At 31.1% G+C, this 22,768-nt stretch carries 16 protein-coding genes, 1 tRNA gene and 1 rRNA gene; 16 read left to right on the forward strand and 2 right to left on the reverse strand.

What is annotated here, in order from left to right; all coding sequences use genetic code 11:
• The 8 genes from BLV79_RS02905 to BLV79_RS02940 all read left to right on the forward strand — a co-directional run.
• Window positions 1–232: ribosomal RNA gene (locus BLV79_RS02905) — 23S ribosomal RNA — on the forward strand; the annotation flags it as partial.
• 65 nt (window positions 233–297) lie between these two features.
• Window positions 298–368: transfer RNA gene (locus BLV79_RS02910), tRNA-Trp, on the forward strand.
• 83 nt (window positions 369–451) lie between these two features.
• Entirely contained in the window at window positions 452–1,660 is a 1,209-nt protein-coding gene (locus tag BLV79_RS02915; protein WP_074716040.1) for a rhodanese-like domain-containing protein, read from the forward strand.
• A gap of 101 nt (window positions 1,661–1,761) precedes the next feature.
• Complete coding sequence (locus BLV79_RS02920; protein WP_074716042.1) at window positions 1,762–2,667, forward strand: LysR family transcriptional regulator; 906 nt, start codon at window positions 1,762–1,764, stop codon at window positions 2,665–2,667.
• A gap of 344 nt (window positions 2,668–3,011) precedes the next feature.
• Complete coding sequence (locus BLV79_RS02925; RefSeq protein ID WP_074716044.1) at window positions 3,012–4,040, forward strand: methionine ABC transporter ATP-binding protein; 1,029 nt, start codon at window positions 3,012–3,014, stop codon at window positions 4,038–4,040.
• 2 nt (window positions 4,041–4,042) lie between these two features.
• Window positions 4,043–4,711, forward strand: coding sequence for a methionine ABC transporter permease (locus tag BLV79_RS02930; protein WP_074716046.1), 669 nt, complete (start codon window positions 4,043–4,045; stop codon window positions 4,709–4,711).
• A 117-nt stretch (window positions 4,712–4,828) separates the two neighbouring features.
• Window positions 4,829–5,686: a MetQ/NlpA family ABC transporter substrate-binding protein gene (locus BLV79_RS02935; RefSeq protein WP_074716048.1), complete on the forward strand. Its 858-nt coding sequence runs from the start codon at window positions 4,829–4,831 to the stop codon at window positions 5,684–5,686.
• Between the two features lie 425 nt (window positions 5,687–6,111).
• Window positions 6,112–6,345, forward strand: a complete 234-nt coding sequence (locus BLV79_RS02940; RefSeq protein WP_074716050.1) for an HPr family phosphocarrier protein — start codon at window positions 6,112–6,114, stop codon at window positions 6,343–6,345.
• Between the two features lie 384 nt (window positions 6,346–6,729).
• Here BLV79_RS02940 and BLV79_RS02945 read toward each other — a convergent pair whose 3' ends face one another.
• Window positions 6,730–7,617, reverse strand: coding sequence for a LysR family transcriptional regulator (locus BLV79_RS02945; RefSeq protein ID WP_074716052.1), 888 nt, complete (start codon window positions 7,615–7,617; stop codon window positions 6,730–6,732).
• 199 nt (window positions 7,618–7,816) lie between these two features.
• Between BLV79_RS02945 and BLV79_RS02950 the strand changes: the two genes are divergently transcribed.
• A complete protein-coding gene (locus tag BLV79_RS02950; RefSeq protein ID WP_074716054.1) occupies window positions 7,817–11,620 on the forward strand; it encodes a phosphoribosylformylglycinamidine synthase in 3,804 nt (1,267 codons plus the stop codon).
• A gap of 306 nt (window positions 11,621–11,926) precedes the next feature.
• Here the strand turns inward: BLV79_RS02950 and BLV79_RS02955 are convergent, their stop codons facing one another.
• Entirely contained in the window at window positions 11,927–12,727 is an 801-nt protein-coding gene (locus BLV79_RS02955; RefSeq protein ID WP_074716056.1) for a histidinol-phosphatase HisJ family protein, read from the reverse strand.
• Between the two features lie 412 nt (window positions 12,728–13,139).
• Between BLV79_RS02955 and gap the strand changes: the two genes are divergently transcribed.
• The 7 genes from gap (at window position 13,140) to purB (ending at window position 22,588) form a co-directional block, all read left to right on the forward strand.
• Window positions 13,140–14,159 (forward strand): type I glyceraldehyde-3-phosphate dehydrogenase, encoded by a 1,020-nt coding sequence (gap, locus tag BLV79_RS02960; RefSeq protein ID WP_074716058.1) that lies wholly within the window; start codon window positions 13,140–13,142, stop codon window positions 14,157–14,159.
• A gap of 115 nt (window positions 14,160–14,274) precedes the next feature.
• On the forward strand, window positions 14,275–15,495 hold the full coding sequence (locus BLV79_RS02965; RefSeq protein WP_074716060.1) for a phosphoglycerate kinase: 1,221 nt from the start codon (window positions 14,275–14,277) through the stop codon (window positions 15,493–15,495).
• A gap of 85 nt (window positions 15,496–15,580) precedes the next feature.
• Complete coding sequence (gene tpiA, locus BLV79_RS02970) at window positions 15,581–16,330, forward strand: triose-phosphate isomerase (RefSeq protein WP_074716062.1); 750 nt, start codon at window positions 15,581–15,583, stop codon at window positions 16,328–16,330.
• A gap of 318 nt (window positions 16,331–16,648) precedes the next feature.
• A complete protein-coding gene (gene gpmI, locus BLV79_RS02975) occupies window positions 16,649–18,196 on the forward strand; it encodes a 2,3-bisphosphoglycerate-independent phosphoglycerate mutase (protein WP_074716064.1) in 1,548 nt (515 codons plus the stop codon).
• Between the two features lie 451 nt (window positions 18,197–18,647).
• Window positions 18,648–19,529, forward strand: coding sequence for a phosphoribosylaminoimidazolesuccinocarboxamide synthase (locus BLV79_RS02980; protein WP_173335392.1), 882 nt, complete (start codon window positions 18,648–18,650; stop codon window positions 19,527–19,529).
• 32 nt (window positions 19,530–19,561) lie between these two features.
• Window positions 19,562–21,052 (forward strand): amidophosphoribosyltransferase, encoded by a 1,491-nt coding sequence (purF, locus tag BLV79_RS02985; protein ID WP_074716066.1) that lies wholly within the window; start codon window positions 19,562–19,564, stop codon window positions 21,050–21,052.
• 84 nt (window positions 21,053–21,136) lie between these two features.
• Window positions 21,137–22,588, forward strand: a complete 1,452-nt coding sequence (gene purB, locus BLV79_RS02990) for an adenylosuccinate lyase (RefSeq protein ID WP_074716068.1) — start codon at window positions 21,137–21,139, stop codon at window positions 22,586–22,588.
• Window positions 22,589–22,768 lie beyond the last annotated feature (180 nt).

Below are 22,768 nucleotides of genomic sequence, written 5' to 3' on the forward strand. Positions count from 1 at the left end.
CCGGGATGGACGAACCACTGGTGTATCTGTTGTCGACCAACGGCATAGCAGAGTAGCCAAGTTCGGAAGGGATAAACGCTGAAGGCATCTAAGCGTGAAGCCCCCCTCAAGATGAGATATCCCCTCCAAAAGGAGATAAGACCCCTGAGAGACTAACAGGTAAATAGGGCAGAGGTGGAAGTACAGTAATGTATGTAGCTGACTGTTACTAATAGGACGAAGGCTTGACCAAAAAGGTTTTCAAAGAGAAAAGCTTGTATGAAGTTTTGAAGATATATGAAAAATAAAAAAAGATGTAGGGGTGTAGTTCATCGGTAGAATAAGAGTCTCCAAAACTCCAGAGGAGGGTTCGATTCCTTCCACCCCTGTTGTTAGAACGCTTTGGATAATCAGAGCGTTCTTTTTTGATATATTATAATAGTTAAAAAAATAGGAGAAGAATAGAAAAATTATGCAAGAAATATTTTTAGAAATAGATGATTTTTATAAGAATATATTTAAAAACAGAGAAAATTATATTTTATTAGATATACGTGATGAGGATCAGTTTAAGTATGGTCATATACCTAATGCAATAAATTATAGAGCAGATCTTTTGTATAAAGATATGGAAAATGAAGAAGCACAGCATAATAGTTTAGATTGTAATAAATTGAAGCTCGATAGAGAAAAAAAAATAATTATATATTCTAATAATAACAAAGATGCTATTGAAATTGCAAAATTTCTTTTTGAATTGAAATTTGATGTTAAAGTTATAAAAGATGGTTATGTTTCGTGGGTATTATTTGAAATGGAGCAGGAGTTGAATAATGCGGATAAAGGAGTAAAAGACTCTGTTGAATTATCAATTAGAAAAAAATTTCATAAGAATATTTTTTCAAAATTTGCTAAAGCTATAAAAACATATGAACTATTAAAACCAAATGATAAAGTTATGGTATGTATTTCTGGTGGAAAAGATTCAATGTTGATGGCAAAATTATTTCAAGAATTAAAAAAACATGATAGATTCTATTTTGAATTAGAATTTGTAGTAATGGATCCTGGATATAATAAAGCTAATAGGTTAATTATTGAGAAAAATGCTGAATTGCTAGGTATTCCTATAAAAATTTTTGATACACCTATTTTTGATGCTGTATTTGATATAGAAAAATCACCATGTTATTTATGCGCAAGAATGAGAAGAGGTTATTTATATAGCTATGCTCAAAAGTTGGGGTGTAATAAGATTGCCCTTGGTCATCATTATGATGATGTTATAGAAACTATTTTGATGGGAATGTTATATGGCGCCCAAATTCAAACAATGATGCCTAAATTACATAGTACAAATTTTGATGGATTAGAATTGATAAGACCATTATACTTAATTCGAGAGAAGGACATTATTAATTGGAGAGACTATAATAATCTATATTTTTTACAGTGTGCTTGTAAGTTTACAGAAGAAACCTCTGTATTATTAAATAGCAGAAAAAATGAATCTGCTTCAAAGAGAAAAGAGATAAAGAATTTGATTAAAGAAATAAAGAAGGTAAATCCTTATGTTGAAGGAAATATTTTCAAAAGTGTGGAAAACGTTAATTTGAGTACTATTGTTGCTTATAAAAAGGATGGAATAAAGCACAGTTTTTTGGAATCATATGATGAATAATGTTTATTGGATAACAGAAATATTTAAATTAAATATGTATTATATATACATTAAAAATTCATTATAGATATATAATTAGAGGATAGAAAATAGGAGGAATTATGACTTTACAACAATTGAATCAAGTGATTGTAATTGCAGATGCGGGCTCAATGAATGAAGCATCTAAAAGATTATTTGTTTCTCAGCCTAATTTGTCATCTGTAGTTAAAGAATTAGAAGAAGAAACTGGAATAACTATTTTTCTTAGATCAAATAGAGGAATTGTTATTACACCAGAAGGAGAAGAATTTATCGGATATGCTAAACAAGTTATCCAACAATATGATCTTTTAAGAGAAAGATACAATTCATCTTCTGTAAAAAAGAAATTTAGTGTATCTACTCAACATTATAGTTTTGCAGTTGAGGCATTTGTTGAAATGGTTAAAACATTTGGAATGGACGAGTATGAGTTCGCAATTCATGAGACAAAAACTAATATTGTAATTGAAAATGTAAAAAATATGAAGAGTGAAATAGGTGTTTTGTATTTAAGTGAATTTAATGAAAAAATAATGAGAAAAATTTTTAGTGAAAATAGTCTGATTTTTAAGGAACTATTTGTGTGCGATACATTTGTGTATTTGTGGAGAGGGCATCCGTTAGCTGATAAGAAAATTATTTCTATGAAAGATTTAGAGAATTATCCATGTTTGGCATTTGAACAAGGAACGAATAATTCGTTCTATTTTGCGGAAGAAATGAAGAGCACTTTTCAATATAAGCAGATTATTCGAGGTGACGACAGAGCTACTATGCTTAATCTAATGAGAGGATTATTGGGTTTTACGTTGTGTTCCGGAATAATAAGTGAAAATTTAAATGGAAATGATTATGTTGCTATTCCTTTAAAGGAAAGTGAAAAGATGCATATTGGATATATAATGCATAAAGGAGCAAAACTTAGTCCTTTAGGAGAAAGATATGTTCAGGAATTAAAACAATATCAGAACAAAGTTTTGTAAAATTATATGGTAATAAAAATTTTTTATAACTATTAATAAATATTGTTTATCGTTGTTATAAACTTAAGTTATATCAGAGTATCAAAACTGTATATTATGTTATCTTTAGAATTATTGATATAATATACTTGGAGTTGAGTTATGAAGTTTTGATATATTTTTAAGAGTAAACGGTATTAATATTTATCCTAAAGGGATATGTGGCCGACATATCCCTTTTTTGATAATACTGTTGTCATGAATAAGATTGTGTCAGAATTTATTAGAATAAAACGTAATAGGATAGAGTTAAATGTTTTATTTAAATAGATTCGAATGACATATAAATTAGCAAGGAGTACAAAATGAATAAAAATCAAGAAAGTTTAAGACTAGATGATGTATTAATTGAATTTGATGATGTATGTAAAATGTATCAAACTTCAAAAGGTCAAGTTAATGCATTAACAGATATTAATTTTAAAATTAAAAAAGGATCAATATGTGGAATAATAGGTTTATCAGGTGCTGGCAAATCAACATTTGTTCGTTGTATTAATCTATTAGAAAAACCAACTAGTGGTAAAGTCCTTTTAAATGGAGAGAACTTGTTAGACATTTCTGATAAGGAATTGCGAATTAAAAGACAAAAAATGGGAATGATTTTTCAACATTTTAATTTGCTTGAACAAAGGACAGCATTAGATAATATTTGTTTTCCATTAGAGTTAGCAGGTTTTTCTAGAAAACAAGCAAGAGCTAAAGCTATGAAATATCTTGAAATTGTGGATTTAGTAGACAGAAAAGATAATTTTCCTTCTCAACTTTCAGGAGGACAAAAACAACGTATAGCAATAGCTCGAGCATTAGCTACTGAGCCAGAAGTTTTATTGTGTGACGAGGCAACAAGTGCCCTTGATCCTACGACTACTAATTCGATTTTGGATTTATTAAAAGACATAAATGCAAAATTGGGTGTTACGGTTGTAATTATCACACATGAGATGGGGATAGTAGAAAAAATATGTGATTATGTAGCTGTTATCGATAAAGGTAGAATTGTAGAAGAGGGAAAGGTTAAAGACATATTTTTAGCTCCGAAATCGCAATATACTAAGAAATTGTTATATCCTGATTTGAGTAATTTTGCAGTAGAAAATAAGAAAAAAGTGATAAGACTTTCTTTTGATGGTCAATCATCATATGAACCGGTAATTGCAAATTTAGTTTTAAAATGCAATGCAAAAATTAATATTTTGGGAGCAAGCACGGAAAACATTAGTGGTAAAGCATTTGGACAAATGCTTATTGAAATGCCAAAAGATGAAAAGGTTCTAGCTAAAGTTAAAAATTACTTAGATGAAATTCATATAAACTATGAGGAGGATATATAAGGATGAGTATTAGTTTCGATATTTTAATGAAATTGTTGTTAGATGGTGTTGCAGAGACATTATATATGACAATAGTTGGTACTTTTGCAGCATATATTTTAGGAATACCTTTAGGAGTTTTATTATATGTAACATCAAAAGAAGGAATTAGACCAAATAAAGTAGTGTATGGTTTATTTGGCGCAGTAATCAATGTTATTAGATCAATCCCATTTTTGATTTTGTTAGTGGCATTGATTCCAGTTACTCGTTTAATTGTGGGAACATCAGTTGGAACTAACGCAACAATTGTACCTTTGGTAATAGGTGCAGCTCCATTTGTAGCAAGAATGATAGAATCTTCGTTACTAGAAGTTGATAATGGTGTTATAGAAGCTGCACAGTCTATGGGAGCATCTAATTTTCAAATTGTAAAAAAAGTGTTGTTACCAGAGGCCAAACCATCTCTTTTAACTGGTAGCACAATCGCAATCACAACTATTTTGGGGTATTCTGCACTTGCTGGTTTTGTAGGGGGTGGAGGTTTAGGTGCCACAGCCTTAAATTATGGTTATACTAGATATCAAACAGATGTCATGCTAATTACAGTTGCAGTGCTTGTGATTATTGTACAGGTTTTTCAAGAAGTAGGTATGTTTATTGTGAGAAAAACTGATAAAAGGAAGAAATAACTTATAGATTATTTCGAAGATTGATAAAAAGAATAATTAAAAGCTAAAGAAAAAGAGGTAGGATTATACTACTAAAATTTACAAGTAATTCTAGAAGAATATAAAGGAGAGATAAGTATGAAAAATTCATTGAAAAAGGATATTGTAAAGAATATTGCAAAAAAATTCACAAGAAAAATCATTACAGCAGGAGTTTTATTTACAATGACTGTTGGAGTTTTAGGAGGATGCGGTTCTAAATCAGATGATAAAACAATTAAGATAGGTGCTTCACCTTCTCCACACGCTGAAATTCTTGAACAGGTTAAGGGAGAATTAGAAAAAGAAGGTTATAAGCTTGAAATCGTAGAGTATAATGATTATGTGATTCCTAATAAGGCATTAAATGATGGTGAAATTGATGCAAATTATTTTCAACATACAGCATATTTAGAAAATTATAATAAAGAAAATAAAACTGATTTAAAAGAAGCTGCAAGAATTCATTTTGAACCATTAGGTATTTATTCGAAAAAAATAAAATCATTGAAAGATGTTAAAGACAACGCAGTTGTAATAGTACCAAATGATGCTACAAATGAAGCTAGAGCCTTATTACTTCTTCAAGAAGAAGGATTAATTAAACTTGATAAGAAAAAAGGTTTTAAATCAACAGTATTAGATATAGTTGAAAATCCTAAAAATCTAAAGATTAAAGAGTTAGCTGCTGAACAATTACCAAGAGCTTTAGATGATGCTGATATAGGTGTAATTAATGGTAATTATGCCATTGATGGAGGATTGAAAATAAAGGATGCTTTAAGTCTAGAAAAGAGCACTTCAGATGCAACTAAAGTTTATTCAAATGTTATCGCTGTGAGAAAAGGTGACAAGAATAGTGCAAAGATTAAAGCGCTTGTTAAGGCTTTGAAATCTGAAAAAGTAAAGAATTTCATTAAGAAAAAATATAAGGGATCTGTTGTTTCAGTAGATTAATTATATAATTTGATTATACGGATGGAAATGTTTGTAATATTCTATAAAAAAATGAATAAAAGTATTGATTAAATAATTCTAATAAAAAATCAATAAAAAATATAGCTCGTATGTTTAGATAGATGTTTTAACAGATGAATATATATTTGATTAGTATGTATTAATGTTGAAAATAATATCTAAAACATGCGGGTTTTTTGTTTGTAAATCAATTAAAAATAATATATTAATATAGAAAAACGAATAGATTATTTTTGTATTAACTTATTAATTCTAAATAAAATTTTTATAAAAAATACTTAATATACTCATAAATCCTTTGACAAAACAATAATATGATGGCATAATTTTTATGTTGCAATTTTTTATAGCGACAATATTTGATGTTAATATTCAGAAATTTTTAAGAAAGTTGGTAGTATTTTATGTATGAAAATAAGAAAAAAATTCGTTTTACTGATACTGACGAAGTAAAAGCTTTTGTTAAAGCAGCTGGAAAATGTGACTTTGATATTGATGTTATTTATAATAGAATCGTTATAGATGCAAAGTCAATTCTGGGTGTTTTAGCGCTTGGAGTAAATAAAGATCTTACAATTGGTTATCATGGAGAAGATGAAAACTTTGAAAATGTATTAAGTGAATTATCTATTGCATAGAATATTAACGTTACTGAGAATTAGATGTGAATAAAGTTTTTAAAAATTAGTACGAACATATTTAATGCAAATTAATTCTATATGAATAGACAATAATTATAAAAGTTGAAAAACAATAAATAATAAGATAAAAAACAAAAAACTAGAATAGAAAAAATATAATTATAAAATTAAAACTGTAACAACAATATAAAGTAACAACAATATAAAAATAAAACAATAAAGAAAAATGGGCGAAGATTATTATCTATAAGTATGTTTAATCTTATAACTAAAGAATAAGTTATGTACTTGTTTGGAAGATAATAATTTTAGCCCAATTTTCTTTTTTATTTAAAATTTTAATGTGAAAATATTTTTATTATGAAAACATAATGTTAAATTTTAGTTTTCGACTGTTGGTAATAAGTCTAAAAATGCCTTTGTTGAAGGTGATAAAGGAAGCGAAGTATTAACTGATGCAACCATTTGTCGTGTTGGCATTTTTTCTTTTGTATTTAAAATAAATAATTCGCTAGAATCTTTTACACAATAATCTGGAACAAATGCAATTCCCAGTCCGATTTTTGCCATATCTATTAACAAATCATTACTGCTTAATTCGATTTCAGGTAAAAGCTCTAGTTGATGTTGTAAAAATTGTTTATGTAAAAATTCACTTGTTGTACTTTTTCTTTCGAGCATCATAAGAGGGTAGTGTTTTAATTCTTCGAAAGATATTTCTTTTTGAGTTAAATTAAAGTAATCAGGATTAGCAACAAAAACGTCATTAAAATTTGCAACAGTTTTTTGCAAATATGATGGATTTAGGTGTGAATTTGGAAAATTAGTTACAATCAAATCCACTTTTCCCTGTGATAATAAATCCACACAATTTATAGAAGTTCCGTTAGTTACTTTGATAGGAACATTTGGAAATTTTTTGTGGAATTCTTTAAAAAATGGAACTAGAAAATATCGACAAATTGTATCACTAGCACCAATATGAAGTTGTCCTAATCCAAGGTTGCTTGCATCGAGTAATTGGCCTTCACCACGAGCAATTAAATTCATAGCTGGTTCAACATGTTTTAATAATACTTTTCCTGCTGGTGTTAATTGAACTTTCTTTGTGCTTCTTATAAAAAGTGGTTGTTCAAGTTTGCGTTCAAGAGTTTTGATAGACTGACTTACAGCTGACTGAGAAATAAATAATTTTTTACTTGCTTCAGAAAAGCTTAACGAAGAAGCAACATAATAAAAAACTTTGTATAATTCATAATTAATATCCATTGTATCCTCTTTTCTAATTTTTAATATAAGGCTTATATATATTATAAGGACTACTTATAAGTATGTCAATTAAAAATTTATATGATGAAAATAATTAAAATTAGTAAAACTTATAGGTAAAATTAAATATATTAATTATGCTAATTCTAAATTAGGTGTTATACTTTATGTAGCAAAAAGATTTATCGGAGGTAAGTTTATGAGCGATGTACGTCGTGTTTATGTAGAAAAAAAAGCTGATTTTGCGGTAAAGGCAAAAGAGCTAAAACATGAAATTAAACATTATTTAGGAATTAATTCAATCGAATCTGTTAGAGTATTAATAAGATATGATATTGAGAATATATCTGAAGAAACATATAAAAAAGCATTATACACAGTTTTTTCAGAAGCACCAGTAGATATGGTTTATGAGGAAAAAATTGATTTGGCAGGAGAAAGAGTTTTTTCTGTTGAATTTTTACCAGGACAATTTGATCAGAGAGCAGATTCAGCTGAACAATGTGTTAAATTGTTAAATGAAAACGAAGAACCTATTATACGTTCTGCAACAACTTACGTCATCGCAGGTAATATTTCAAACGATGAATTTGAGGCAATTAAGAAACATTGTATTAACCCAGTAGATTCTAGAGAAACATCTTTAGAAAAGCCTGAAACATTAAGACAAGATTTTAAAGAGCCAGAAGATGTATTAGTATTTGACGGCTTCGTTGATATGGATGAAGAAAAATTAAATGAATTATATAAGTCATTAAATCTTGCAATGACTTTTAAAGATTTCTTACATATTCAGAATTATTTTGCAAATGAAGAAAAAAGAAATCCATCAATGACAGAAATTAGAGTGTTAGATACATATTGGTCTGATCATTGTAGACATACAACATTTTCAACAGAGTTAAAAAATATTAAATTTGATGACGGCTTTTATAAAGAAAGAATTGAAGAAAGCTATAAAGATTATTTAGATTCTCATAAGGAATTATATAAAGGAAGAGATGACAAGTTCGTTTGCTTGATGGATATTGCGTTATTAGCAATGAAACGTCTAAAAAAAGAAGGAAAATTAGATGATCAAGAAGAGAGTGACGAAATCAATGCATGTTCAATTGTTGTTCCGGTTGAAGTAGATGGAAAAATTGAAGAATGGTTAGTAAACTTTAAAAATGAAACTCATAATCATCCAACAGAAATCGAACCATTTGGTGGCGCAGCAACATGTTTAGGAGGAGCTATTAGAGATCCATTATCTGGACGTACTTATGTATATCAGGCCATGCGTGTAACAGGAGCAGCAGATCCAACAAAACCTGTTTCAGAAACATTAGCTGGAAAATTACCACAGAAGAAAATAGTTAGAGAAGCGGCTCATGGATATAGTTCATATGGTAACCAGATTGGTTTGGCAACAGGCTATGTAAAAGAAGTTTATCATCCAGATTACGTTGCTAAAAGAATGGAAATTGGTGCAGTAATGGGAGCAGCACCTAGAAGAGCTGTTCAGAGATTGAATTCTGATCCAGGTGATATTATCGTTTTATTAGGTGGTCGAACAGGACGCGATGGTATCGGTGGAGCTACAGGTTCATCTAAAGCACATACTACAAAATCTACATCGGTTTGTGGAGCTGAAGTTCAAAAAGGTAATGCTCCAACAGAAAGAAAATTACAAAGATTATTCCGTCGTGAAGAAGTTAGCCATATTATTAAAAAATGTAATGACTTTGGAGCAGGTGGAGTTTCAGTTGCCATCGGAGAATTAGCAGACGGATTAAGAATTTGTTTGGATAAGGTTCCAAAGAAATATGCAGGTTTAGATGGAACAGAAATTGCTATTTCTGAATCACAAGAGAGAATGGCTGTTGTTGTTGCAAAAGAAGATGTGGATAAGTTCTTACAGTATGCAAAAGAAGAAAATTTAGAAGCAACAACTGTAGCTGTTGTTACAGAAGAAAAACGATTAATTCTTGAGTGGAGAGGAAAAGAAATCGTTAACATTTCTAGAGCATTTTTGGATACAAATGGCGCACATCAAGAAACAGATGTAGAAGTAGAAATGCCAGATGAAAACGAAAATTACTTAGAAAAAATTAATTCAAATAGTATTTGCAAAGCTCTTGAAGAAGGTGATATAAAGAAAGCCTGGATGGAAGAATTATCAGACATCAATGTATGTTCTCAAAAAGGGTTAGTAGAAATGTTTGATGGTTCTATTGGAGCAGGAAGCGTTTTGATGCCATATGGTGGAAGATATCAGTTAACAGAAACACAGAGTATGGTTGCTAAATTGCCTGTATTAAAAGGAAAATGTGATACTGTTACTATGATGTCTTATGGTTTTGATCCATATTTATCATCATGGAGTCCTTACCATGGAGCAATTTATGCTGTATTAGAATCATTGTCAAGAATTGTCGCAGTAGGTGGAGATTATAAGAAAGTAAGATTCACATTCCAAGAGTACTTTAGAAGAATGTCTAGCGATGCAAAAAGATGGAGTCAGCCACTTGCGGCATTACTTGGAGCATATGATGCACAAATTGGTTTTGGTTTACCATCAATAGGTGGAAAAGATTCAATGTCTGGAACATTCAATGATATTGATGTACCACCAACATTAGTTTCTTTTGCAGTAGACGTTGCACGTGAAAAAGATGTTGTGACACCTGAAATAAAAAAAGAAGACGATAAATTAGTATTATTTACTATTGAAAAAGATAAATACAGTTTACCAAATTATGAACAAGTTAAAAAATTATATGATTTTATTCGTTCATTAGTTGAAAAGAATTTAATTGAATCATCATATGCGCTAGATGGAAAAGGATTAGTAGCGGCTGTATCAAAAATGGGATTCGGTAATAAACTTGGTGTAACAATTTCAAATGATGTTACAGAAAAAGAATTATTTGCTCCTGGATTTGGTAATATAGTATGTGAAATTGATGATAAATACTTGGAAGAAGTTCTTAAGTTTGCAAAAGAAGCTAACTTAGAGCAATTTGTTAAAGTTGTTGGTCATGTAAATGAATTACAGGCATTTGTATATGGAAATATGATTTTACCAATTGAAGAAGCCTTAAATGGATGGAAAGCTCCACTTGAAAAAGTTTTTGCAACAAAAGCAACAGATGATACTTCAAAAGTTGAAGAAAAATTATATGATGCAAAAAATATTTATGTTTGTAAAAACAAAGTAGCAAGACCTAAAGTATTTATTCCAGTTTTCCCAGGTACTAACTGTGAATATGATAGTGCAAGAGCTTTCGAAAATGCAGGCGCAGATACAATTGTCAAGGTGTTCAAAAACTTAACAGCTGATGATATTAGAGAATCTGTTGACGAATTTGTAAAAGCAATTAATCAATCACAGATTATTATGTTCCCAGGTGGATTTTCAGCTGGTGATGAACCAGAAGGATCAGCAAAGTTCTTTGCAACAGCTTTTAGAAATGCTAAAATGACAGAAGCAGTAAATGATTTAATTACTAATAGAGATGGTTTAGCATTAGGTATTTGTAACGGATTCCAGGCGTTGATTAAACTTGGATTGGTTCCAAATGGTGAAATTTCACAACAAAAATCTGATGCGCCAACATTAACTTATAATACTATCAACCGTCATATAAGTAAAATGGTTTATACAAAGGTTGTATCAAATAAATCACCATGGCTTGCAGGTGCTAAATTAGGTGGGGTTTATACAAATCCGGCATCACATGGTGAAGGAAGATTTGTAGCATCTAAAGAGTGGTTAGAAAAGCTACAGGAGAATGGACAAATTGCAACACAATACGTAGATTGTGATGGAAATGCTTCTATGGACGAAGAGTGGAATGTTAATGGTTCTTACCTTGCTATTGAAGGTATTACAAGCCCAGATGGTAGAATCTTAGGTAAGATGGCTCATTCAGAAAGACGTGGAGAGAGTGTTGCAGTTAACATTTATGGTGAGCAAGACCTTAAGATTTTTGAATCAGGAGTTAAATATTTTAAATAGTATGTAAATTACTTTAAATAGTATGATGGTTTTGAAAAATATTATTTAGATTTATACAAATATTGTTTAAATTTAGTTATGAAAAATTGTTTTATTAGGCAACTCATTAAAATATAGAAGCTGATATGTAAAACGCAAATAAAAGCTTATTAATAAATTTACTTGACACGATAATGAGTTGTAATATAGAAAAGGGCTATACATCGATATAGGTGTATAGCCCCTATTTTATTGTTCAATCACTGTACAAGTGTTGATTTGCTGTAAAATAGTTGAATAATTGATAACAATTAATCAATATGATAATCATATCTTTTTAAAAATAGGTTTTCTTTCTTTAAATATCGTAAAAAAATCAAATCCTGAATCTTTTAAAATTTGAATTGCTTTATCAAAATCATATGCAACATGTTCACATTTATGAGCGTCAGAACCAAGAGTAATTATTTCTCCACCAAGTTCTTTATAACGCTTTATAATGTCTTCGCAAGGATTTGGATGTCCTAAACCATATTTAAATCCGCCTGTATTGAGTTCTATGCCTTTTCCCATATTGATTATTTTTTTGAGTATTTCATCAATTATATCTGAAAACTTCAAATATGAATAAAACTTATTAGTGTTTGGACCATATCGAACAACGTAGTCAATATGTCCATAAACATCAAAATTGTTGAATGAATTTAAATTTTCGAGTATCGATTCAAAATACTCGTAATATGCTTCATCTTCAGACTTATCTTTAAAAAAATCTGGATAATATGGATCAAAACCGTGTACAACATGGCTAGATCCTATTACAAAGTCAAAAGGGTATGAATTGATTAATGCATTGTTTTTATTAGCTATTTCAGGCTGTAAACCTACTTCAATACCAAATCCCAATTCTATTTGATCTTTATATTTATCCTTGAATGTACTAAATTTTTTTAGATAAGAATCTGCATCTAATAAAAATAGAGAGGGTTCATCTGGATAGTCATAATCAAGATGTTCGGTAAAATATATACCATTAAGATTTAAAGATATTGCCTTTTTAATAATTTGCTCCATTGGAGTATCACTATCACCCGAAAAAGAAGAGTGTAAATGAGCATCCCATAACATTTTTTGTCCTCCTGAAAATAAATTTTAGAATTTTTAAGTTAAAACTTTTGTTTTTGAAATAATTCAATTAATAGTATAGAAAATTCAAACAAAATAAGTGAACTACTTATAGCTATTTTAAATTATATATAAAGAAAAAGAAAGAATTATTTACTAAAAAATAACTGAAAAAGTAAAAAATAATTTATAAAAAAGTAATATTTTGCTTTTATCATAAAGGATAATTAATAAAAATAAAAAATATTTTTGTGAAAATTGCCTTAAAATGTATCCTGATAAAAACTTCTAGTGAAAAAATTAACAAAGACAAAAGAAAGCACTTGAAATTTTTTAAATTATTATGTAAAATATAAAAAGCGTGGGAACACTTTTTCCCAATAATTTTATTTATAATTCTAGGAGGAATTAAATCATGGCAGTAAGAGTAGCAATTAATGGATTTGGCCGTATTGGTCGTCTTGCATTCAGACAAATGTTCCAGGCAGAGGGATTCGAAATCGTTGCAATCAACGATTTAACAAGCCCAGAAATGCTTGCATATTTATTAAAATATGATTCTTCACAGGGACGTTATGCAAAAGCTGAAACAGTAACAAATTCTGATCATTCAATCACAGTTGATGGACAGGAAATCGAAATTTACAAAGAAGCAGATGCTCACAACCTTCCTTGGGGAGATCTTGATATCGACGTAGTTCTTGAGTGTACAGGTTTCTACACATCAAAAGCTAAAGCACAGGCTCACATCGATGCAGGTGCTAAGAAAGTAGTTATTTCAGCTCCAGCTGGTAACGATCTTCCAACAATCGTTTACAACACAAACCACGAGACATTAACAGCAGATGACAATATCATCTCAGCTGCTTCATGTACAACAAACTGCTTAGCTCCAATGGCTAAAGCATTAAACGATTTAGCACCAATTCAGTCTGGTATCATGGTAACTATCCATGCTTACACAGGTGATCAGATGATCCTTGACGGACCACAGAGAAAAGGTAACTTCCGTCGTAGCCGTGCAGGTGCTGAAAACATCGTACCTAACTCAACAGGTGCTGCTAAAGCAATCGGTCTTGTAGTTCCAGAATTAAACGGAAAATTAATCGGATCTGCTCAGCGTGTACCAGTTCCAACAGGTTCTACAACAATCTTAACAGCAGTTGTTAAAGGAAACGTAACAGTTGACGAAATCAACGCTAAAATGAAAGCTTCTACAAACGAATCATTCGGATACAATGAAGATCAAATCGTATCTAAAGATATCGTAGGTATGACATTCGGTTCATTATTCGATGCTACACAGACAATGTGTGTACCAACAGAAGATGGAAATACAGAAGTACAGGTTGTTTCATGGTATGATAATGAAAACTCATTCACATCTAACATGTGCAGAACAATCAAATACTTTGCTAAATTCTTAAACAAATAATTTAATATATAAGAATTATTAGTAAAAAAATAGACCTTAATGGGGGTCCAGCTCTATTGGGCTGGACCTTTTTTAATAGTAAAAAATATTGTTAATATTCGATGGAGGAATAGACATGGGATTAAATAAAAAATCTGTTGATGATATTAATGTAAGTGGACAAAGAGTCCTTTGCAGATGTGATTTTAACGTACCACTTAAAGATGGTAAAATTACAGACGAAAATAGACTTGTTGCAGCATTACCAACAATCAAAAAATTAATTGCTGATGGTGGAAAAGTAATTCTTTGCTCTCACCTTGGTAAACCAAAGGGAGAACCAAAACCAGAATTATCTTTAGCTCCTGTAGCTGTACGTTTATCTGAATTATTAGGACAGGAAGTAAAATTCGCTGCTGATGATGAAGTAGTAGGCGCTAATGCTAGAGCTGCTGTAGAAGCTATGAAAGATGGAGAAGTTGTACTTCTTCAGAATACTCGTTATAGAGCAGAAGAAACAAAAAACGGTGAAGCATTATCAAAAGACTTAGCTTCTCTTGCTGATGTATTTGTAAACGATGCTTTCGGTACAGCTCATAGAGCTCACTGCTCAAATGTAGGTGTAGCTGAATGCTTAAAAGCAGAAGGTAAACCAGCTGTAGTTGGATACTTAATGCAGAAAGAAATCGATTTCCTTGGAAAAGCTGTTGAAAATCCAGTACGTCCATTTGTAGCTATCCTTGGTGGAGCTAAAGTTGCTGATAAATTAAACGTAATCAACAACCTTCTTGAGAAATGTGATACTCTTATCATCGGTGGTGGTATGGCTTACACATTCCTTAAAGCACAGGGATTCGAAATCGGAACATCTCTTTGCGATGATTCTAAACTTGATTACTGTAAAGAAATGCTTGCTAAAGCTGAAAAACTTGGAAAGAAAATCTTACTTCCAGTTGATTCTGTAACAGTAAAATCATTCCCTAACCCAATTGATGCTGAAGTTGCAAGTGAAGTACATGCTAATGAAGATATGCCAAGCGATCAATTAGCTGGTGATATCGGACCAAAAACAGCTGAATTATATGCTAACGAAGTTAAAGCAGCTAAGACTGTTGTATGGAATGGACCAATGGGTGTATTTGAAAACCCAACACTTTCAAAAGGTACTTTAAAAGTTGCTGAAGTATTAGCAGATGCTGATGCTACAACAATCATCGGTGGTGGTGATTCAGCAGCAGCTGTTAACCAGATGGGATTCGGACCAAAGATGAGCCACATCTCTACAGGTGGTGGAGCTTCATTAGAGTTCTTAGAAGGTAAAGCACTTCCAGGTGTTGTTGCAGCTGACGAAAAATAATTTTTTTAGATTATTTTTATAAAAAATTTTATATATAGTATTCTTTAGCTAAGAATACAAAGACCTTTAGAAGGAGATATTAATTATGTCAAGAAGAAAAATCGTAGCCGGAAACTGGAAAATGAACATGACTCCAAGCCAGGCTGTTAAATTAGTAGAAGAATTAAAACCATTAGTAGCATCTGATGATGTTGATGTAGTATACTGCGTACCTGCAATTGACATTGTACCAGTAGTAGAAGCTGTTAAAGGAACTAACGTAGAAGTTGGTGCTGAAAACATGTACTTCGAAGAAAGTGGTGCTTATACAGGAGAAATCTCAGCTCAGATGTTAGTTGATGCTGGTGTTAAGTATGTTATCATTGGTCACTCTGAAAGAAGAGATTACTTCAAAGAAGATGATGTATTATTAAACAAAAAAGTTAAAAAAGCTTTAGAAGCTGGATTAACTCCAATTCTTTGCTGTGGTGAATCATTAGAGCAGAGAGAATCTGGTGTTACATTAGATTGGATCCGTTTACAGATTAAATCTGATTTAGAAGGTGTAACAGCTGATCAAGTTAAAAATATCGTAATCGCTTACGAACCAATTTGGGCTATCGGAACAGGTAAAACAGCTACTTCTGATCAAGCACAGGAAGTTTGTGGAGCTATTCGTGAGTGCATTAAAGAAATGTACGATGAAGCTACAGCTGAAGCAGTACGTATTCAGTACGGCGGATCTGTTAATGCAGGAAATGCAGCTGAAATCTTTGCAAAACCTGACATTGACGGTGGTCTTGTAGGTGGAGCTTCTTTAAAACCAGATTTTGGTAAAGTAGTTAACTACAAATAATTAAATAAATTAAAATGGCAACAATTGTGCTTTACGCATAAATGACCATGCGAGCGGGTTTCATTTTGTTTTTATTGACGATGAAATCCGCTTTTTTATGAGAATGAAAGAATTATGTAGTTATTTATTTAAAAATAAAACTATATATTTACATAAATAGTTTTCTGTATGTGAGGATTTTATAAAAAATTCATATTAAATTAATTATGTTTGTTAAAATATTCACTTGAAAACATTTTAAAATAATGTATTATATTAATAGTGTGATATTGTTTTTTTTCACAAACATAGTATAGATGTAAAGAGAGGAAAATATATATGAGTAAAAAACCAGTAGTTTTAATGGTACTTGATGGATATGGTTTAAGTGATAAGACAGAAGGAAATGCTATTGCAATGGCTAATACTCCTGTAATGGATAAATTAATGAAAGAGTGTCCATTCCAAAAAGGATATGCTTCAGGTTTAGCTGTAGGACTTCCAGATGGTCAGATGGGTAACTCAGAAGTTGGACATATGAATATCGGTGCTGGACGAGTAATTTACCAGGATCTTACAAGAATTTCAAAAGCAATTGAAGACAGATCATTCTTTGATAATAAGGTTATTGCAGAGGCAATGGAAAATTGTAAGAAAAATGATTCAGATTTACACCTTTGGGGATTACTTTCTGATGGTGGTGTTCATAGCCACATCGATCATTTATATGGCTTACTACAGATGGCTAAAGAATTTGGATTATCTAAAGTATATGTTCATGCATTTTTAGATGGTAGAGACACACCACCAGCATCTGGAAAGAGTTATGTAGAAACATTACAGAAAAAAATGGATGAAATCGGTGTAGGTAAAATCGCTTCATTAGCAGGACGTTATTATGCAATGGATCGTGATAATAACTGGGATCGTGTACAACTTGCTTATGATTCATTAGTTGCAGGTGAAGGTGTAGTCGCTGAGGATGCTGTTCAGGCTATGGCTGATTCTTATGCTAAAGATGTAACAGATGAATTTGTTGTACCAACGGTTATCGTTGAAAATGGTAAACCATTATCAGTTGTTAAACCAGAAGATTCAGTAATTTTCTTCAACTTTAGACCTGATAGAGCTAGAGAAATGACAAGAGCTTTCTGCGATGACAAATTTACAGGATTTGAAAGAAAAGGTGGATTCTTAGGAGTACACTTCGTTTGCTTCAAAGATTATGATGAGTCAATCGGTAATAAGTTTGTTGCTTTCCCTAAAGAAGAAATTGCTAATACATTTGGTGAATACCTTGCAAAGAATGGTAAAAAACAGTTAAGATTAGCTGAAACTGAGAAATATGCACACGTTACATTCTTCTTCAATGGTGGTGTAGAAGAACCAAATATTGAAGAAAAACGTATCTTAGTTAATTCACCTAAAGATGTTGCAACATATGATTTAAAACCAGAAATGAGTGCACCAGAAGTAGGAGTAGATTTAGTAGAAGCTGTTAAATCTGATGAATATGATGTAATCATTATCAACTTTGCTAACCCAGATATGGTTGGACATACAGGTGTAATTCCTGCTGCAGTTAAAGCTGTAGAAAAAATTGATGAATTAGTAGGAAAAACTGTAGAAGCTGTTAAAGAAGTTGGCGGTGTAATGTTTATTTGTGCTGATCACGGTAATGCTGAAAAGATGGTTGATTATGAAACAGGCAAACCACATACAGCTCATACAACAAATCCAGTTCCATTTATTCTTGTTGGCGGAGAAGATAATTGGGATCTTAAAGAAAACGGACGTCTTTGCGATATCGCTCCAACATTACTTGATATCATGGAAATGGAACAGCCAAAAGAAATGACAGGTGTTTCTTTATTAGTTCGTAAATAATAGTATCTAATTAATTTGATTAGTAAAAATAATGAATTTTAAGTTAGATAATATATAAAATGCCTAGTCTTTTTTGAAACATTAGGTAATTTAATGAGCACTATCGTAGCATTTTGCTAGTGTATAGTGCTCTATTTTTGTGAATATTGCTAAAAATAAAAATCACAGATAAGGAAAGGAAAAAAAATTTATAAGATAGTCTTATAAAAGAGGTAAAATTGACAAAATTTCTTATATAATAGTAAGTTTTTTCTACATTGGATAATGCTTTAAAAATGCTGTACTTTCATTGACTTTATAAAAGTGAGTGTATTATAATTTAGGCGTGCTGATGATTGCACATAAAAAGAAAATAAAAAAATATAAATCAAAAAAATGTAAGAATAATGTTATTGGTTTTAATAATATGATATATATTACACAAACTTTTAGCATGAGATGGAGGACGAAAATGAGCATTCAGGAATTTAAACCATTTAAAGAAGGAAAAGTTAGAGAGGTATATGATAATGGAGATAGTTTAATTATTGTAGCTACTGACAGAATTTCCGCATTTGATAATATTTTAAAAAATAAAATCACAGACAAAGGGGCTATCTTAACACAGATGTCTAAATTTTGGTTTGATTATACAAAGGATGTAGTTCAGAATCACATGCTTTCAGTTGATGTTAAAGATATGCCAGAATATTTCCAACAGGAAAGATTTGATGGTAATAGTATGATGTGTAAAAAACTTGAAATGTTACCAATTGAATGTATCGTAAGAGGATATATTACAGGTTCAGGTTGGGCAAGTTATCAGGAAAATCAAACAGTTTGTGGTATAAAATTACCAGAAGGTTTAATCGAATCTGATAAATTAGCTGAGCCAATCTATACACCTAGTACAAAAGCTGAATTAGGTGATCATGATGAAAATATTTCATTTGAAAAGAGCATTGAAGTATTAGAAAAAATTTATCCAGGAAAAGGCGAATATTACGCAACACAACTTAAAGAAAAAACTATTGCTCTTTACAAAAAATGTGCAGAATATGCACTAAGTAAAGGAATCATTATCGCAGATACAAAATTTGAATTTGGTTTAAATGAAAATGGTGAAGTAGTATTAGGAGATGAGATGCTAACTCCAGATAGCTCAAGATTCTGGCCATTAGAAGGCTATAAACCAGGACAGTCACAGCCATCATTTGATAAACAGTTTGTAAGAGATTGGTTAAAACAGAACAAAGATAATGATAATTTATTACCAGAAGAAGTTGTTAATAAGACAATTGAAAAATATAAAGAAGCATTTGAATTATTAACAGGTGAAAAATTTTCTAGATAGTTTAATTAATTTAAGGATTGATGGAGAAATCAATGAATAATAATATTATGAATTTTAATGAAACAGATACACCTTGGGATGATTTACACGAAGAATGTGGTGTATTTGGTATGTATGATTTTGAAGGAAATGATGTTGCGTCATCTATATATTATGGTTTATTTGCATTACAGCACAGAGGACAAGAAAGTGCCGGCATTGCGGTAAGTGATACTAAAAAAGGCAGAGCTAAAGTGACTTCTCATAAAGGAATGGGATTAGTTAATGAGGTTTTTAACAGTGAAATACTTGAATCATTAAAAGGTGATTTAGGAGTAGGACATGTTAGATATTCAACAGCTGGTTCATCAACTATAGAGAATGCGCAACCTTTAGTTTTAAATTATGTTAAAGGAACATTAGCTTTAGCGCATAATGGTAACTTGATTAATGCGAATGAGTTAAGAGAAGGTTTAGCACAAACAGGTGCAATTTTCCAAACAACAATAGATTCGGAAGTTATTGCTTATCATATTGCTCGAGAGAGATTAAAAACAAAAACTGTTCAAGAAGCAGTTAGAGAAGCATGTAAAAAGTTAAAAGGTGCCTACTCTTTGGTAGTTGCAAGTCCTAGAAAATTAATAGGTGCAAGAGACCCATTTGGTTTTAAACCATTATGTATTGGAAAGCGTGATAACGCATATATTATTACATCTGAAACATGTGCTTTAGATACGATTGGAGCAACATTTGTTAGAGATGTTTTACCAGGTGAGGTAGTTACAATTACAGCTGAAGGTATCCAATCAGATAAAACTATGTGTTTACCAACAAGTTGTGAAGCACGTTGTATTTTTGAGTACATTTATTTTGCGAGATGCGATAGTAAAATAGATGGTATAAGCGTATATGAGAGTAGATTAAAAGCAGGTAAGTTTTTGGCAAAAGATTCACCAGTTAAGGCAGACATTGTAACGGGTGTACCTGAATCAGGAAATGCTGCTGCATTAGGTTATTCTATGGAGTCAGGAATACCTTATGAACCTGCTTTTGTAAAAAATACATACGTTGGGAGAACTTTTATCAAACCTAAGCAAAGTAGTAGAGAGTCATCAGTTCAAGTTAAATTGAATGTTTTACGAGAAGCAGTATCCGGGAAAAGAGTAATCATGATTGATGATTCTATTGTTAGAGGTACAACATCAGATAGAATTGTTAAAATGCTCAGAATGGCTGGCGCAACAGAAGTTCATGTTAGAATTAGTTCGCCTCCATTTTTATGGCCATGCTATTTTGGAACAGATATTCCAGCTAGGGAACAGCTTATAGCATATAATCGTTCAATTGAAGATATTAGAAAGATTATCGGAGCTGATTCACTAGGATATTTAGAGTTGGATAGATTGCCACAGCTTGCATTAGGATTAAACATTTGTCAGGGATGTTTTACAGGTAAATATCCTTTAGAACCTCCAAAAGATGATATTCGAGGAGAGTATTTTGACAAAGAAGATGATATAGAAAAAAAGAATGCTAATAAATAATGAATATGAAATTAGCAAACAATATAAAATTAGCAAATTAATATATGATTGTTAAATAGTAAGTTTTTTATTAAGGAGAAAAATATGAGTACAGATAGATATTCAAGCCCATTATCAGAGAGATATGCCAGCAAAGAAATGCAGTATATTTTTTCACAGGATATGAAATTTACAACTTGGAGAAAATTATGGATTGCTTTAGCTGAAACTGAAATGGAATTAGGTTTAAGTGAGAATGGTAAGCCTGTAATTACACAGGAACAAATTGATGAATTAAAAGCGCACGTTGATGATATTAATTATGACGTTGCAGTTGAAAGAGAAAAATTAGTTCGTCATGACGTTATGAGCCACGTATATGCTTATGGACAGCAGTGTCCAAAAGCAGCAGGTATTATTCATCTAGGAGCAACAAGCTGTTTTGTTGGTGATAATACAGATATTATTATTATGTCTGAAGCTTTAAAATTAGTTCATAAGAAACTTATTAGTGTTATTAAAGAATTAGCTGATTTCGCTAAGAAAAATAAAGATTTACCAACACTTGCGTTTACACATTTTCAGCCTGCACAGCCAACAACAGTTGGAAAAAGAGCTACTTTATGGATGAATGAATTTGTAATGGATTTAGAAGATTTAGAGTATGTTTTAGATTCATTAAAACTACTTGGATCTAAAGGAACAACTGGAACACAGGCTAGTTTCTTAGAGTTATTTAATGGAGACAACGAAACAATTGATAAGATTGATCCTATGATTGCAAAAAAAATGGGATTCAAAGAATGTTATCCAGTATCAGGACAGACTTATTCAAGAAAAGTTGATACTCGTGTAGCAAACGTTTTAGCAGGTATTGCTGCAAGTGCTCATAAAATGTCAAATGATATTAGATTATTACAGCACTTAAAAGAAGTTGAAGAACCATTCGAAAAGAATCAAATCGGTTCATCTGCAATGGCATATAAGAGAAATCCAATGAGAAGTGAGAGAATTGCGTCATTGTCAAGATACGTTATGGTTGATGCGTTAAATCCAGCAATTACTTCAGCTACACAGTGGTTTGAAAGAACATTAGATGATTCAGCTAACAAGAGATTATCTATTCCAGAAGGCTTCTTAGCAATTGATGGAATTTTAGACTTATGCTTAAATGTAGTAGATGGTCTTGTTGTATATCCAAAAGTTATTGAAAAACACTTTATGGCAGAAATTCCATTTATGGCTACAGAAAATATTATGATGGATGCTGTAAAACAGGGTGGAAATAGACAAGAATTACATGAAAAAATAAGACAATTATCTATGGAAGCTGGTAGACATGTTAAAGAAGAAGGAAAAGATAACGATCTAATTGACCTAATCGCTGCAGATTCTTCATTTGGATTAACAAAATCAGAAATCATGAAAAAATTAAGACCAGAATTATATGTTGGTCGTGCACCACGTCAGGTTGAAGTTTATTTAAGAGATGTAATCAAACCAATCATTGATGCACATAAAGATGAAGTTGGAGTTAAAGCAGAGATAAACGTTTAATTTAAATATTTAAAATATTATATATAGAATAATATTATTTTTGCACTTCAATGCTTTGCAAATAAAAAAAGGATGCTTTTCTACGAAGATGTACCGATCCCAAAAAGTTAGACCAAAAAATTTAACGATTGGAGGTCGGTACATAGAAGGCATCCTTATTTTTTTATTTATTTTTTGATG

The sequence above is a fragment of the Lachnobacterium bovis DSM 14045 genome (assembly GCF_900107245.1).
In the GTDB taxonomy this organism is placed as follows: Bacteria; Bacillota; Clostridia; order Lachnospirales; family Lachnospiraceae; genus Roseburia; species Roseburia bovis.

Excerpts from the sequence above, each read along its gene's own strand:
- BLV79_RS02915 (WP_074716040.1), top strand. The coding sequence starts at position 452 with ATGCAAGAAATATTTTTAGAAATAGATGATTTTTATAAGAATATATTT.
- BLV79_RS02920 (WP_074716042.1), top strand. The coding sequence starts at position 1,762 with ATGACTTTACAACAATTGAATCAAGTGATTGTAATTGCAGATGCGGGC.
- BLV79_RS02925 (WP_074716044.1), top strand. The coding sequence starts at position 3,012 with ATGAATAAAAATCAAGAAAGTTTAAGACTAGATGATGTATTAATTGAA.
- BLV79_RS02930 (WP_074716046.1), top strand. The coding sequence starts at position 4,043 with ATGAGTATTAGTTTCGATATTTTAATGAAATTGTTGTTAGATGGTGTT.
- BLV79_RS02935 (WP_074716048.1), top strand. The coding sequence starts at position 4,829 with ATGAAAAATTCATTGAAAAAGGATATTGTAAAGAATATTGCAAAAAAA.
- BLV79_RS02940 (WP_074716050.1), top strand. The coding sequence starts at position 6,112 with ATGTATGAAAATAAGAAAAAAATTCGTTTTACTGATACTGACGAAGTA.
- BLV79_RS02945 (WP_074716052.1), bottom strand. The coding sequence starts at position 7,617 with ATGGATATTAATTATGAATTATACAAAGTTTTTTATTATGTTGCTTCT.
- BLV79_RS02950 (WP_074716054.1), top strand. The coding sequence starts at position 7,817 with ATGAGCGATGTACGTCGTGTTTATGTAGAAAAAAAAGCTGATTTTGCG.
- BLV79_RS02955 (WP_074716056.1), bottom strand. The coding sequence starts at position 12,727 with ATGTTATGGGATGCTCATTTACACTCTTCTTTTTCGGGTGATAGTGAT.
- gap (WP_074716058.1), top strand. The coding sequence starts at position 13,140 with ATGGCAGTAAGAGTAGCAATTAATGGATTTGGCCGTATTGGTCGTCTT.
- BLV79_RS02965 (WP_074716060.1), top strand. The coding sequence starts at position 14,275 with ATGGGATTAAATAAAAAATCTGTTGATGATATTAATGTAAGTGGACAA.
- tpiA (WP_074716062.1), top strand. The coding sequence starts at position 15,581 with ATGTCAAGAAGAAAAATCGTAGCCGGAAACTGGAAAATGAACATGACT.
- gpmI (WP_074716064.1), top strand. The coding sequence starts at position 16,649 with ATGAGTAAAAAACCAGTAGTTTTAATGGTACTTGATGGATATGGTTTA.
- BLV79_RS02980 (WP_173335392.1), top strand. The coding sequence starts at position 18,648 with ATGAGCATTCAGGAATTTAAACCATTTAAAGAAGGAAAAGTTAGAGAG.
- purF (WP_074716066.1), top strand. The coding sequence starts at position 19,562 with ATGAATAATAATATTATGAATTTTAATGAAACAGATACACCTTGGGAT.
- purB (WP_074716068.1), top strand. The coding sequence starts at position 21,137 with ATGAGTACAGATAGATATTCAAGCCCATTATCAGAGAGATATGCCAGC.